General features: G+C 58.7%; 15 protein-coding genes. 11 read left to right on the plus strand and 4 right to left on the minus strand.

Features of this window, described 5'->3' with window-relative positions; all coding sequences use genetic code 11:
• Nucleotides 1-49: 49 nt before the first annotated feature.
• From K5Q02_RS12405 to flgA, 4 genes are all read right to left on the minus strand, one after another.
• Nucleotides 50-739 carry a flagellar brake protein gene (locus tag K5Q02_RS12405; RefSeq protein ID WP_225839677.1) on the minus strand — a complete coding sequence of 230 codons (690 nt, stop codon included), beginning with the start codon at nucleotides 737-739 and terminating at the stop codon, nucleotides 50-52.
• Between the two features lie 140 nt (nucleotides 740-879).
• Nucleotides 880-1,347, minus strand: coding sequence for a flagella synthesis protein FlgN (locus K5Q02_RS12410; protein WP_225830888.1), 468 nt, complete (start codon nucleotides 1,345-1,347; stop codon nucleotides 880-882).
• Between the two features lie 105 nt (nucleotides 1,348-1,452).
• On the minus strand, nucleotides 1,453-1,788 hold the full coding sequence (gene flgM / locus K5Q02_RS12415) for a flagellar biosynthesis anti-sigma factor FlgM (protein WP_225830890.1): 336 nt from the start codon (nucleotides 1,786-1,788) through the stop codon (nucleotides 1,453-1,455).
• A gap of 164 nt (nucleotides 1,789-1,952) precedes the next feature.
• Nucleotides 1,953-2,711 (minus strand): flagellar basal body P-ring formation chaperone FlgA, encoded by a 759-nt coding sequence (gene flgA, locus K5Q02_RS12420; protein WP_225830892.1) that lies wholly within the window; start codon nucleotides 2,709-2,711, stop codon nucleotides 1,953-1,955.
• 79 nt (nucleotides 2,712-2,790) lie between these two features.
• Between flgA and K5Q02_RS12425 the strand changes: the two genes are divergently transcribed.
• From K5Q02_RS12425 to flgJ, 11 genes are all read left to right on the plus strand, one after another.
• Nucleotides 2,791-3,729: a chemotaxis protein CheV gene (locus tag K5Q02_RS12425; protein WP_225830894.1), complete on the plus strand. Its 939-nt coding sequence runs from the start codon at nucleotides 2,791-2,793 to the stop codon at nucleotides 3,727-3,729.
• A 107-nt stretch (nucleotides 3,730-3,836) separates the two neighbouring features.
• Nucleotides 3,837-4,664, plus strand: a complete 828-nt coding sequence (gene cheR / locus K5Q02_RS12430) for a protein-glutamate O-methyltransferase CheR (RefSeq protein WP_225830895.1) — start codon at nucleotides 3,837-3,839, stop codon at nucleotides 4,662-4,664.
• A gap of 288 nt (nucleotides 4,665-4,952) precedes the next feature.
• Nucleotides 4,953-5,363 (plus strand): flagellar basal body rod protein FlgB, encoded by a 411-nt coding sequence (gene flgB / locus K5Q02_RS12435; protein WP_225830897.1) that lies wholly within the window; start codon nucleotides 4,953-4,955, stop codon nucleotides 5,361-5,363.
• A gap of 11 nt (nucleotides 5,364-5,374) precedes the next feature.
• Nucleotides 5,375-5,818, plus strand: a complete 444-nt coding sequence (flgC, locus tag K5Q02_RS12440; RefSeq protein WP_225830899.1) for a flagellar basal body rod protein FlgC — start codon at nucleotides 5,375-5,377, stop codon at nucleotides 5,816-5,818.
• A gap of 14 nt (nucleotides 5,819-5,832) precedes the next feature.
• Entirely contained in the window at nucleotides 5,833-6,507 is a 675-nt protein-coding gene (flgD, locus tag K5Q02_RS12445) for a flagellar hook assembly protein FlgD (protein ID WP_225830901.1), read from the plus strand.
• Between the two features lie 43 nt (nucleotides 6,508-6,550).
• Nucleotides 6,551-8,032 carry a flagellar hook protein FlgE gene (locus K5Q02_RS12450; RefSeq protein WP_225830902.1) on the plus strand — a complete coding sequence of 494 codons (1,482 nt, stop codon included), beginning with the start codon at nucleotides 6,551-6,553 and terminating at the stop codon, nucleotides 8,030-8,032.
• Nucleotides 8,033-8,227: 195 nt separating this feature from the next.
• Nucleotides 8,228-8,968, plus strand: a complete 741-nt coding sequence (locus K5Q02_RS12455) for a flagellar basal body rod protein FlgF (protein WP_225830904.1) — start codon at nucleotides 8,228-8,230, stop codon at nucleotides 8,966-8,968.
• A 47-nt stretch (nucleotides 8,969-9,015) separates the two neighbouring features.
• Nucleotides 9,016-9,801, plus strand: a complete 786-nt coding sequence (flgG, locus tag K5Q02_RS12460; RefSeq protein ID WP_225830906.1) for a flagellar basal-body rod protein FlgG — start codon at nucleotides 9,016-9,018, stop codon at nucleotides 9,799-9,801.
• A 61-nt stretch (nucleotides 9,802-9,862) separates the two neighbouring features.
• The gene (flgH, locus tag K5Q02_RS12465) at nucleotides 9,863-10,576 is read left to right on the plus strand and encodes a flagellar basal body L-ring protein FlgH (protein WP_070881840.1); all 714 of its coding nucleotides are present in this window, start codon (nucleotides 9,863-9,865) and stop codon (nucleotides 10,574-10,576) included.
• Nucleotides 10,577-10,581: 5 nt separating this feature from the next.
• On the plus strand, nucleotides 10,582-11,685 hold the full coding sequence (locus K5Q02_RS12470) for a flagellar basal body P-ring protein FlgI (RefSeq protein ID WP_329959528.1): 1,104 nt from the start codon (nucleotides 10,582-10,584) through the stop codon (nucleotides 11,683-11,685).
• A gap of 12 nt (nucleotides 11,686-11,697) precedes the next feature.
• Nucleotides 11,698-12,915, plus strand: a complete 1,218-nt coding sequence (gene flgJ / locus K5Q02_RS12475; protein WP_225830910.1) for a flagellar assembly peptidoglycan hydrolase FlgJ — start codon at nucleotides 11,698-11,700, stop codon at nucleotides 12,913-12,915.

Below are 12,915 nucleotides of genomic sequence, written 5' to 3' on the forward strand. Positions count from 1 at the left end.
TTTCAGTGCAACCCGAGCAGCTGAAACGTCATCAGGCCCTAGAGGCGATTCATAGAAAGGTGTCGCTCTCGAAGCGGCGCGCTTCGCGTTGTAACTGATAGACGAAGCGCTCCACCAGTCGCTGTTGCAGCCCGCTTAAGTTGGCGAAATGCAGGCCGACGAAGGTGAGATCAAGCTTCTCGTCATAACGAGCATGACGCAGCTCTACGGAGGCTTCCAGTCTGCCTATCGGAAGCTGGGCGCAGAAGCCTTCATAGACTTGGCCCGGCTGCAGCTTTTCGCTGGCGTTGCCGGGGAGGCGAACCTTGCAGCCCGAAGCGGAAATATCGAGCATCAGTCCTTCCAGTGGAGTACGCAGCTTGGCTCCGTCGAGTTCCACCTTGACCTGGTCTGACTGCTTGAGCGCTGCTCTGAACGCGTTGCGACGCTGATGATAAAGCACCATCTGGGGAATTTCGCCGCTGTAGCAGCGCTCTCCCTGATACTCACTTACCTGCATGCCGGCTGGGCAATCCCAGGCGATCAGTACCCCGTCATGCAGAGATTCGACGCGGAAAGCTTCGCCGTTCTGCAGGTAGCGCTCGCCATCACTGGGGATCATCTCGTCGAGAATTAGCAGATTCTGATCGCGGTCTACCTCTATCACAAAGCTTTGGAAGCGCTGATTGCGCTCCTTGAACATGATGATCAGGGGGTCATGGTGGTGTTGCAGAAGGCGTAGGTTGGCAACAATTTCCATCGGTGCTTTGAGCACTTTCGGAGGTTGCGGGCCATCGTCCTGGGCGAAGGGGTTGGACACGAACCAGTGATCTCCGGGGCATGGTACTGCTGCGTCAATGATAATGCCGTTTCGGCATCATTGCGCATCTTGTTGTTATGTCAGGCCTGGCTGAGTGGGCGCTTGCTGCCGATTTTAGCGGTGCCACCGCTGCTGTCATAGAGCGAAGGCGTTTCGTTGCCGCGCAAAATGCCGAGCATGTTTTCCGTTGATTTCTGGCTTGATCGGATGATCCGGCCATTGCGCAGGTTGGCGCTCTGGCAGCTCTCCAGCAGGCTACTCAGTTTATCGCTAGCGGTCACTAGAGCATCACCCTGATCCGAACGCTCGGCGAGCGCCAGCAAGCCGGCGCGATCAGCGCTCAGGTTGAAGCCGAGGAGTATCTGGGTGCGATGCTTGCCATGCTGATCAAGGCTGGCCAGCAAGGGCTGCTTGTCTGCCAGTATCTGCTGCAGGCGCGGCAAATCATGCTCGCTCAGGGCCTGGAATTCGGCTTCGATCAGCTCAAGCAATTGCTCGGCGTGGCCGATACTTTCATTGAATAGGTCGAGCAGGGGCGTAGCGTTCATAAGCGGGCTCTCTGGGGAAGAAACTGTTCAAGGTCTGCCGGCCAACAAGCCAGCAAAACGGCGAACGGTTTCTAGGCGTCCAACACCCCAGTACAAGCCCGAAGACTAGCGCTGGGACTCGAAATTGAGCAGTTTGCTCGCGACGCGCTGGCTATCGACCTGGTAAGTGCCGTCAGTAATGGCTTGCTTGAGCTTGGCTACCCGGTCGGTATCGACGGCAGGCTGGTCGCGCAGCTTGTCGACGGTTTTCTGTAATTGCTGTGCTTCACTGCTCAGCTGAACGGATTCACCGCTCTTGGCGCTGACAGCCGCTTTCTGGGCGGCGGCTTCGTTACCACCGGCCTTGTTGTCGATGGCTTCGTTCTTGCCGCCCTGGGCGCTACCGGCACGTGTTGTGCTGGCTGGCGTGGTGCTGTTGAGTCGGTTGAAATCGATGACCATGATGCAAAACCTCTGACAGAGTTTGGACGCTTGCCTAGTTTGTCGGCTATGCCCAGGAAAACTTTAGGCAAAAAAATTGCGTCGCTTGCACAGTCTAAAACACCCTCATTCTCCAGTCAGCCAATCCGTTCGACAATGCCTGTAGAAATAAATGCAAGTCATGCCTACATGGAGACTTCAACCTGCCCCGGGCCTAACACTCGGGCGCGAACCACCCGCTGCGAGCGCTGGTTGCGCACACTGATCTGCTTACCCACGGCTCCGTCTGAAAGCGCCTCGCCGGGCATGCGCACATTGATGCCGCCGCTGCGTGCGCTGATCACCACCTGGTCGCCGCGCCGGATTACCTCTGCCTGACGGATGTGTATGGGGGCCAATACCTGGTCTGGCAGCATCGCGCGGGTGGCTTTTCTGCCGATCGCTTGTTCAACATCGGTCATGTAGCCCTGGTTGAGCAAGCCTACATCTCGCTCCGCCAGCATTATATCGGCTTCGCTTAGCACGCCTTCGCGTTTGACTGGCCGCACCAGGGTAACCACCTCACGGTAGAGGCGCACCTGGCCGGGAACGAATACCGTCCAAGGTGCTGCTCCATCGCAACGTACGCGCATGGTCACTCTGCCTACTGGCTCAACTGGTGTTTCCAGGGTCGTCGTCAGCGATTGATCACATAACGGTAGTCGCAGGCGTGGATCCAAGCGGTTGATCTGAATCTCGTGGCGAGCCTGGATATTGCTGCGCTGCAAATAGTCCTCAACGGCTTGCTCAAGAAAGCGCTGAGTCTCGCCGATAAGCTGATCGGGCAGAGTGACTGAGGCAGTTGTCAGCGTGCTATAGCCGAGTGCCAGTAAAGCAGGTAAAACTGCCAAGCAACGAAGGCTCTTGGTTATCGAGCGTCGAATAATTGTCGTTTGTGCATTCATGCCTGGTTGGAAGCAAGGTGCGTGCCGCCTGCTACGCTAACTAAATCTGATGTGTTACTGGAATCATGGGAGCCCGTACATGGCCGGTGTGATGGATTCGGTCAACCAGCGTACTCAGCTGGTTGGGCAGAATCGCCTAGAACTGCTGCTGTTTCGTCTCGATGGCCCACAGCTGTACGGGATCAACGTCTTCAAGGTGAAGGAGGTGTTGCAATGCCCGAAACTCACCATCATGCCCAAGTCGAGCCCGGTGGTTCGTGGTGTGGCGAGCATCCGCGGCGGCACTATTCCGATTCTTGATCTGTCAATGGCGACAGGCAAGCGGCCTTTGGGTGGTGATCTGCAGAGCAGCTTCGTCATCATCACCGAGTACAACACCAAGGTGCAGGGTTTCTTGGTGCGCTCTGTGGAGCGCATCGTCAACATGAACTGGGAAGAAATTCACCCGCCGCCCAAGGGGGCAGGGCGCGATCACTATCTGACGGCAGTAACGCGTCTGGATGACAAGCTGGTCGAAATCATCGACGTAGAGAAAATTCTCGCCGAAGTAGCGCCGACCTCCGAGGTTATCTCCGTTGGCGTGGTGGACGTTGAGACCCAGACCAAGGCCGTCAGTCAGCATGTGCTGATCGTCGATGACTCTTCGGTCGCGCGTAAACAGGTGATGCGTTGTCTGCAGACGGTCGGCGTCGAGGTAACGGCATTGAATGACGGGCGTCAGGCACTGGATTTCCTACGCGCGATGGTGGATGAGGGCAAGTCGCCGGAGCAGGAGCTATTGATGATCATCTCCGACATTGAGATGCCTGAGATGGATGGCTATACGCTCACCGCGGCGATTCGCACGGATCCGCGCATGCAGAAGCTGCACATTCTCCTGCATACTTCGCTATCGGGAGTATTCAACCAAGCGATGGTGAAAAAAGTAGGTGCCAACGATTTCTTGGCGAAATTTCGTCCGGATGATTTGGCTTCTCGTGTGGTCGAACGCATCAAGTCGAGCGATCACTCGGCATAAGGTATGAGTTGCCTGGTGTTTTTGGCCGGGTGCTGGCGGTAAAGTCGGTAGGCGTGCATTGGCGCGCTTGCCGTATTCGACTTTCATAGATGGGCGAGGCTTCGCGAGTGTCTTCAGGTAATTTGGATTTCGAACAGTTCCGGATCTTTCTGGAAAAAGCCTGTGGCATCGTACTGGGTAGCAATAAGCAGTACCTGGTTTCCAGTCGGCTGAACAAGCTGATGGAGACCAACGGCATCAAGACGCTGGGTGAGTTGGTGCAGCGCATGCAGACTCAGCCACGCAGTGGGTTGCGCGAGCAGGTAGTCGACGCCATGACCACCAATGAAACCCTGTGGTTTCGTGATGCCTACCCGTTCGAAGTGCTCAAAAATCGTGTGCTGCCCGAGCTCACCAAGGCCTATCCGGGGCAGCGGCTGCGTATCTGGTCGGCGGCCTGTTCGTCGGGGCAGGAGCCGTATTCGCTGTCGATGAGCATCGATGAGTTCGAGCGCAGCAATATCGGCCAGCTCAAGACTGGTGTGCAGATCGTGGCTACCGATCTGTCACCGACCATGCTCAATAACTGTAAATCGGGCGAGTACGATAGCTTGGCCATGGGCCGCGGGCTCGCTCAGGAGCGTCTGCAGCGTTATTTCGATCCCAAAGGGCCTGGGCGCTGGGTGGTCAAGCCCGCGATCAAGAGCCGCGTCGAGTTCCGCCCGCTGAACTTGCTGGACAGCTATGCGAGCCTCGGCAAGTTCGACATCGTGTTCTGCCGCAACGTACTCATCTACTTCTCCGCCGAGGTGAAGAAGGACATCCTCACGCGCATTCACGCCATGCTCAAGCCAGGCGGCTATCTGTTCCTCGGCGCTTCTGAAGCCCTCAACGGCTTGCCGGAGAAATACCAGATGGTGCAGTGCAGCCCCGGGATCATTTACAAAGCTAAGTGATCCGACTCGCGAATAGAAAACGGGAGGCCTTGGCCTCCCGTTTTCTATTCTGCCTTTCCCATTACGCCTGACAGTGTTCTGTCACTTGCGCGTCAGAAAAGCGGCAAATCTCCGTCGGATTGCCGCTGCCACCTTGCCAATCGGCGGAAAAGCTTTGCCGCTTGGATCTCTTGTTTCTTTTGTTTTTGGCGTATCAGGCTGATTTATAAGATAAAAAATAAATTGGCACGTGCTTTGCTGTGAGGTTTGTACGCAAACAGGCTCGCCGCCACGGCAAAGGTTCCTGAGATGAGCATCAGCTTCGATAGCGCACTTGGCATTCATGAGAAGGCATTGGGCTTCCGCGCCCAGCGTGCAGAGGTGTTGGCCAACAATATGGCTAACGCCGATACCCCCAACTACAAGGCCAGGGATCTGGACTTCGCCTCCGTGCTGGCCCAGCAGGCAGCCAAGAGTGGCGGCAGCGGTAATTCGGGGCTGAAAACCACGAATAGCCGCCATATCGCAGCAGAAGGCGTGCCAATGGGCGATGCGGCGCTGGCCTATCGAACACCGACTGCGCCTTCGATCGATCAGAACACCGTCGATGCTCAGCTCGAACAAGCCAATTATGCCGAGAACTCGGTTGCCTTCCAGGCCAGCTTCACGCTGCTAAACAGTAAATTCAAAGGGCTCGTCAGCGCCCTGCGTGGTGAATAAAGGAGCCCGATATGTCACTTACCAGCGTTTTCAACATCGCCGGAACCGGCATGAGTGCCCAGAGCACTCGCCTGAATACCATTTCCAGCAACATCGCCAACGCCGAATCGGTCTCATCGAGCATCGATCAGACCTATCGGGCGCGTCACCCGGTGTTCGCTACCGTGTTTCAGCAGGCGCAGGGCGGTGAAAACGGCTCGCTGTTCGCTGATCAGGATCAGTCGGGTGCTGGTGTTCAGGTGCTTGGTATCGTCGAGGATCAGAGCAGTCTGATGCCACGCTACGAGCCTAACCACCCGGCCGCCGACGAAGCCGGCTATGTGTATTACCCCAACGTCAACGTGGTCGAGGAGATGGCGGACATGATTTCTGCCAGTCGCGCCTTCCAGACCAACGTGGAAATGATGAATACCGCCAAACAGATGATGCAGCGCGTTCTGACCTTGGGTCAGTGAGCCGGGAGTGAGAAATGAGCACTGTTGATGGCGTCAGCTCCAGTTCGGTACTGGACAAGTATCAGGTCAAGCAGGATTCCACCACACAGAACAAGGAGCTGGGCAAGGATCAGTTCCTCAACCTGCTGGTGGCGCAGCTGAATAACCAGAACCCACTAGAGCCTCAGGGCAACGGCGAGTTCATCGCGCAGTTGGCGCAATTCAGTACTGTGGAAGGGGTCGAGAAGCTCAACTCGAGCATGGAGACCATTTTGTCCGGCTATCAGTCCTCCCAGGCCCTGCAGGCTTCTTCGCTGGTCGGTCGCAAGGTGATCGTGCCGGTGGACAAGGCGGTGGTCGATACCAGTGAAAGCTTCAAGGCCAGTGCGGTGCTGCCAACCAGTAGCAGCAACGTGTACGTCAACGTGTATGACAGTGCCGGTTCGGTGGTCAGTCGTATCAATCTGGGTGAGCAGCAGGCTGGCAACGTGAGCTTCATCTGGGACGGCAAGGACTCCAGCGGCAATGTGATGAAGCCGGGCACTTACAGGTTCGAAGCACAGGCGACCTATGGCAATGAAACCAAGGGGCTCTACACCTTGCTGCCGGCCAACGTCGACAGCGTCACCCTGGGTGGCAACGAATTGATGCTCAATCTTGCGGGTATTGGCAATGTGCCGCTGTCGCAGGTGCAGGTCATTGGTCAGTAATTAACAGGCTGTAACTGCCGGGCTTTCGGCAAGGAGATTTTTCATGTCGTTCAATATCGGTCTTAGTGGCCTGCGCGCTGCGACCAGTGACCTCAACGTGACGGGTAACAACATTGCCAACGCCGGTACCGCTGGCTTCAAGCAGTCGCGTGCCGAGTTCGCCGACCTGTATGCCTCGTCGATGCTCAGCAGCGGATCCAACCCCATCGGTAGTGGGGTGCTGCTCAGCGATGTATCGCAGCTGTTCAGCCAAGGCAACATCAACTACACGCAGAACTCGCTGGATCTGGCCATCAATGGCAGCGGTTTCTTCCGTACCAGTAACAACGGTGATATCAGCTATACCCGTGCCGGTTACTTCGGTACCGACCGCGAAGGCTTCATCGTCAACAACTTCGGGCATAACCTGCAGGGTTATGGGGTAGACGCCAACGGCAACCTTCAGAACGGCATCATCAGCAACCTGAGGGTGGAAACGTCCAGCCAGGCGCCGCGGGCGACGGGTACTATTACTCAGCCGTTCAACCTGAACTCGACTGAAACCGTTCCAGTGCTGCGGCAGAGTGCCTATGACGGAGCCTACCAAACGGCCTTCAATGGTTCACTGTTGCCGGGTAACCCCAACCCGACTCCTGCTGAGATCGCGGCTGCGACTGCGGCAGCCACTCCAGCAGAGCTTGCGGCCGCGAATGCAGCGGGCGCTACTGCGGGCTCCACTGCGGCCAACGCCTCTTTCAACCCGGCGGATCCGACCAGTTACAACCGATCGACGTCGGTGAATATTTATGATGCTCAGGGCAATGCTCACTCCTTTACCCAGTACTTTGTGAAGACCGGTGCCAATAGCTGGGACATGAAGATTCTGGTCGACGGCCGTAACCCGCTGGATCCGACCAACACTCAGCCGCTTTCGGCTGCCGTGAGCTTCGACGCTGCCGGTAAACTGCAGACTATCGATGCGACTGGCCTGAGCGCAGGGTTGTCGCTGAACCCCGACGGCACCATCAGCATGAACGGCTGGATTCCGGCGGCACCCACCAATGCCGAAGGCACCACCTGGGCCGCCAACGGCTCTGAAGCCAGTGCGGCGGTGAAGTTCGATTTCCGCGGTTCTTCGCAGTACAACAGCACGTTCTCGGTTGCCAAGGTCGTGCAGGACGGCTACAGCACAGGCGAGTTGGCGGGCCTGGAAATTGACGAGACCGGTGTTCTTTTCGCTCGCTATACCAATGGCCAAACTAAAGTTCAAGGGCAGCTAGTGCTGGCTAACTTCGCCAATATGCAGGGGCTTACACCGGTCGGCAAAACCGCCTGGGTTCAGTCGTCGGCATCTGGCGAGCCGGTCATTGGTACGCCGAAGAGCGGCACGCTGGGTACTTTGCAGTCTGGTGCGCTGGAAGACTCCAACGTCGAGTTGTCAGAGCAACTGGTCAACCTGATCGTTGCCCAGCGTAACTACCAGGCCAACGCCAAAACCATCGAGACCGAGAGCGCCATCACGCAGACGATCATCAACCTGCGTTGATGCATGCGTCAGGGAGTCGTTGCCGTTAGCGGCAACAATTCGCCAAGCGACAAATTACAGGCTCCTTCGGGAGCCTGTTTTTTTATATAAAACCATTAAAATCATGTGCTTGCGTATTTTTACTGAGAGTGGCACGTGAATTGCTTTTAAGCTCTTGTCAGAGTCGCGGGCGAGTTGCCCCACCTCGGAGGAAACATGGACAAGATGCTGTACGTCTCCATGACTGGTGCCCACAACAATACGTTGGCCCAGCGTGCCCACGCCAACAATCTGGCGAACATCTCCACGAGCGGTTTTCGCCGTGATTTCGAGCAAGCCCGCGCGATGCCGATTTTTGGCGAGACCCAGCCGTCGCGCGTATTCGCCATGAGCGAGCGGCCAGGCACCGATTTCACTCCGGGCTCCCTGCAGGAAACCGGCCGTGACCTGGATGTCGCGATTGGTGGCAAGGGCTGGCTGGCCGTGCAGGCACCTGATGGCACTGAAGCCTACGTGCGTACCGCAAGCCTGAACGTCGATGCCATGGGCATGCTGCGTACCGGCAATGGCATGCCGGTAATGGGCAACGCCGGGCCGATCGCCGTGCCGCCTGAGCAGAAGATCGAGATCGGCCAGGACGGCACCATCAGCATTCGCGCACTCGGGGAGGCTCCCAACGTGCTGGCTGAAGTCGATCGCTTGCGCCTGGTGAACCCCGATCTCAAGCAGATGCAGAAGGGCAGCGACGGGATGATCCGTTTCAACGGCCCGCAGCCGCCGGAAATGGACGCCACCGTGCAGATTACCTCGGGCTTTCTGGAGTCCAGCAACGTCAATGCGGTCGAGGAAATGACCTCGATCCTGGCGCTGTCCCGGCAGTTCGAGCTGTCGGTGAAAATGATGCGTACCGCAGAAGACAATGACACCGCCATGGCGCGTGTCTTGCAAATGACCTGATAACCATACGCGCGGCGCCATGAATCCGGCGCTCGAGGAGAAACGCCATGCTTCCTGCACTTTGGGTCGCCAAGACCGGCCTATCCGCTCAGGACATGAACCTGACGACCATTTCCAACAACCTGGCCAACGTCTCCACCACCGGCTTCAAGCGTGATCGCGCGGAGTTCGAGGATCTGCTGTACCAGGTTCGTCGCCAGCCCGGCGGCCAGTCCAGCCAGGACAGCCAACTGCCGTCCGGCCTGCAGCTCGGTACCGGTGTGCGCATCAACGGCACCCAGAAGATTTTTACCGCTGGCAGCCTGCAGACTACCGAGCAGCCGATGGACATGGCGATCAACGGCCGCGGCTTCTTCCAGGTATTGATGCCTGACGGCACGGTGTCCTACACCCGTGACGGCAGCTTTCACCTGAACTCGGATGGCCAGGTCGTGACCTCCCAGGGCTTTGCGCTGGAGCCAGCCATCGTGCTGCCACCGGAAGTGCGTACCTTCACCGTCGGTGAAGACGGTACCGCTTCGGTGACCACCACCGGCAACCCGCAGCCGCAGATCGTCGGCAACATTCAGATCACCGACTTCATCAACCCGGCGGGTCTGGAGGCGATCGGTAACAACCTGTTCCTGGAAACCGCCTCCAGTGGTGCACCTCTGGTGGGAACGCCCGGCCTCAATGGCTTGGGCACGACCCTGCAGAACACCCTGGAGAACTCCAACGTCAGCGTGGTCGAGGAGATGGTCAACATGATCACCACCCAGCGCGCCTACGAGATGAACTCCAAGGTCATCTCCACCGCTGACCAGATGCTGTCCTTCATCACGCAGAACCTTTAAGACCCCGGGGTAGGGCACCAGCCCGCCCCCTGATACGCCTGAACGCTGTGAGGTAGTGGTTATGAACCGCTTGGTGTGTGTGTTCTCGATTCTCGGCAGCGTAGTGCTGAGTGGCTGCATGGCGCCTGCCGCCAAGCCCAACGATCCGTACTACGCACCTGTGCTGCCGCGTACACCGCTGCCGGCCGCGCAGAACAATGGCTCGATCTTCCAGTCGGGGTTCGAGAACAACCTGTACGGCGACCGTAAGGCCTTCCGCGTGGGCGATGTCATCACCATCAGCCTCAGCGAGCGTATGCAGGCCAGCAAGAACGCTAGCTCGCAGATGTCCAAGGACAGCAACGCCAACATCGGTCTGACGTCGTTGTTCGGCGGTGGCGTATCGATCGACAACCCCAGCTCCAGCCTCAACCCGTTGAAGGCCGAGAACCTGGGGCTCAGCGCTCAGTACGGCGCCCAGCGTGACACCAGCGGCTCCGGCCAGGCCGGGCAGAGCAACAGCCTGACCGGCTCGATCACCGTGACCGTCGCCGAAGTGCTGCCCAACGGTTTGCTGGTGGTGCGCGGCGAGAAGTGGATGACCCTTAATACCGGTGACGAGCTGGTGCGCATCGCCGGGCTGGTTCGCTCCGACGACGTCGCCCGTGACAACACCGTGGCTTCGACCCGTATTGCCGATGCACGCATCACCTATTCCGGTACTGGCGCGTTCGCCGATGCCAGTCAGCCAGGTTGGCTGGATCGCTTTTTCGTCAGCCCACTGTGGCCGTTCTGAGGTTCATGATCATGCGCAAATGGATCATCACCGTTGCAGCTCTGCTGCTGGCCTCGGCCGCTCAAGCCGAGCGGCTCAAGGATCTGGCCAGTATTCAGGGCGTGCGTAGTAACCAGTTGATCGGTTACGGCCTGGTCGTGGGCCTCAATGGCAGCGGTGACCAGACCACCCAGACGCCGTTCACCGTGCAGACCTTCAATAACATGATGGCGCAGTTCGGTATCAAGGTGCCGGAAGGCGGCAACGTGCAGTTGAAAAACGTCGCCGCGGTGTCGATCCACGCTGACCTTCCCCCGTTCGCCAAGCCGGGGCAGACCATCGACATCACCATTTCCTCCATCGGTAATGCCAAGAGCCTGCGCGGCGGCAGCCTGCTGATGACGCCGCTCAAGGGGATCGACGGCAACACCTACGCAATCGCTCAGGGCAACCTGGTGGTGGGCGGCTTCGATGCCAGTGGCGCCGATGGTTCGCGCATCACTGTCAACGTTCCGTCTGCCGGCCGCATCCCAGGTGGTGCCACGGTCGAGCGGCCGGTACCGAGTGGCTTCGATCAGGGCAACACGCTGACCCTGAACCTCAACCGTCCAGACTTCACCACCGCCAAGAACATCGTCGACCACATCAACGAGCTGCTCGGCCCAGGTGTGGCTCAGGCGCTCGACGGTGGCTCGATTCGCGTCAGCGCGCCGCTCGATCCGAGCCAGCGCGTCGACTATCTGTCGATCCTCGAGAACCTCGAGGTGGACGTCGGTCAGGCGGTGGCCAAGGTGATCATCAACTCGCGTACCGGCACCATCGTGATCGGCCAGAACGTGCGCGTGCAGCCTGCTGCCGTGACCCACGGCAGCCTGACGGTAACCATCACCGAAGACCCGATCGTCAGCCAGCCGGGTGCGCTGTCCGGCGGCGAGACCGCGGTAGTGCCGCGTTCGCGTGTCGGTGCCGACGAAGAAATGAAACCGATGTTCAAGTTCGGCCCGGGCACCACTCTCGACGAGATCGTGCGTGCGGTGAACCAGGTGGGCGCTGCACCTTCCGATCTGATGGCCATCCTGGAGGCGCTTAAGCAAGCTGGCGCTCTGCAGGCCGACCTGATCGTGATTTAAAAGGAACGGGACATGGATACTCGACTCGCGGCCGCCGGCACCACCACCCTCGATAGCGGCGCCTATACCGATCTCAATCGCCTCAACCAATTCAAGGTTGGCGGCGACAATGAGGAGAACATTCGCAAGGTCGCGAAGGAGTTCGAGTCGCTGTTCCTCAATGAAATGCTCAAGACCATGCGCTCGGCCAACGAAGTGTTCGGTGAAGGCAACTTCATGAACAGCAACGAGGCCAAGACCTACCAGGACATGTACGACCAGCAGCTGTCCGTGACCATGGCCGGCAACAAGAACGGTATCGGCCTGGCCGACGTGATGGCGCGGCAGATGTCGAAGATGCGCAACGTCAGCGATCGGCCCAATCCGTTCGCCCAGGTCGACGCACCGGTGCCCGCTGCGCCGAGCAAACCGCTGGCTCGCACTGAAGAGGCCGCTGCGCCGATTCAGGTCGAAAAGGCTCAGGGCTCGGCTGACGGTGAGCGCAACGACATGGCGCTGCTCAACCAGCGCCGCCTGTCACTGCCGGGCAAACTGGCACAGCGGATCCAGGCCGGTATCGTACCGGGCGCTGAGGCGGTCACGGCTGCTACCGCTGCTGGCACCCCAGCAGGCGATGCGGTCGGCAAGCCGCTGGCCAAGGGTGACTGGCTACCCGCCAAAGCCTACGCAGCGCCTGCTGAACGTCGTCTGGACATCAATGGCAGTGAGGCAATTGCCAGTCGCACGACGTTCAAGTCGTCCAAGGAATTCATGGAAACCATGCTGCCGATGGCCGAGAAGGCTGCGGCCAAGCTGGGCGTCGACCCTCGCTATCTGGTCGCCCAGGCAGCATTGGAAACCGGCTGGGGTAAATCGATCATCAAGCAAGGCGATGGCAGCAGCAGCCACAACCTGTTCGGTATCAAGACCCACAACAGCTGGGACGGCGATTCCGCGCGGGTGATGACCACCGAATACCAGAACGGCAAGCCGGTGAAGGAAGCCGCATCGTTTCGCGCCTACGAATCCTATGCCCACAGCTTCGAAGACTACGTGAGCTTCCTACAGAACAACGGCCGTTATGAAAAGGCCCTGAGTTCGACCGCCAACCCCGAGCAGTTCGCCCGTGAGCTGCAGAAAGCCGGCTATGCCACCGATCCGCAGTACGCCAAGAAGGTGTCGCAGATCGCTCGCAAACTGTCGACCTACCAGATGATCGCCGCCAACGGCGCGCCCTCGAACAAGGGATGA

This window comes from Pseudomonas sp. MM211, from assembly GCF_020386635.1.
Classification (GTDB): domain Bacteria; phylum Pseudomonadota; class Gammaproteobacteria; order Pseudomonadales; family Pseudomonadaceae; genus Aquipseudomonas.

Excerpts from the sequence above, each read along its gene's own strand:
- K5Q02_RS12405 (WP_225839677.1), bottom strand. The coding sequence starts at position 739 with ATGGAAATTGTTGCCAACCTACGCCTTCTGCAACACCACCATGACCCC.
- K5Q02_RS12410 (WP_225830888.1), bottom strand. The coding sequence starts at position 1,347 with ATGAACGCTACGCCCCTGCTCGACCTATTCAATGAAAGTATCGGCCAC.
- flgM (WP_225830890.1), bottom strand. The coding sequence starts at position 1,788 with ATGGTCATCGATTTCAACCGACTCAACAGCACCACGCCAGCCAGCACA.
- flgA (WP_225830892.1), bottom strand. The coding sequence starts at position 2,711 with ATGAATGCACAAACGACAATTATTCGACGCTCGATAACCAAGAGCCTT.
- K5Q02_RS12425 (WP_225830894.1), top strand. The coding sequence starts at position 2,791 with ATGGCCGGTGTGATGGATTCGGTCAACCAGCGTACTCAGCTGGTTGGG.
- flgB (WP_225830897.1), top strand. The coding sequence starts at position 4,953 with ATGAGCATCAGCTTCGATAGCGCACTTGGCATTCATGAGAAGGCATTG.
- flgC (WP_225830899.1), top strand. The coding sequence starts at position 5,375 with ATGTCACTTACCAGCGTTTTCAACATCGCCGGAACCGGCATGAGTGCC.
- flgD (WP_225830901.1), top strand. The coding sequence starts at position 5,833 with ATGAGCACTGTTGATGGCGTCAGCTCCAGTTCGGTACTGGACAAGTAT.
- K5Q02_RS12450 (WP_225830902.1), top strand. The coding sequence starts at position 6,551 with ATGTCGTTCAATATCGGTCTTAGTGGCCTGCGCGCTGCGACCAGTGAC.
- K5Q02_RS12455 (WP_225830904.1), top strand. The coding sequence starts at position 8,228 with ATGGACAAGATGCTGTACGTCTCCATGACTGGTGCCCACAACAATACG.
- flgG (WP_225830906.1), top strand. The coding sequence starts at position 9,016 with ATGCTTCCTGCACTTTGGGTCGCCAAGACCGGCCTATCCGCTCAGGAC.
- flgH (WP_070881840.1), top strand. The coding sequence starts at position 9,863 with ATGAACCGCTTGGTGTGTGTGTTCTCGATTCTCGGCAGCGTAGTGCTG.
- K5Q02_RS12470 (WP_329959528.1), top strand. The coding sequence starts at position 10,582 with ATGATCATGCGCAAATGGATCATCACCGTTGCAGCTCTGCTGCTGGCC.
- flgJ (WP_225830910.1), top strand. The coding sequence starts at position 11,698 with ATGGATACTCGACTCGCGGCCGCCGGCACCACCACCCTCGATAGCGGC.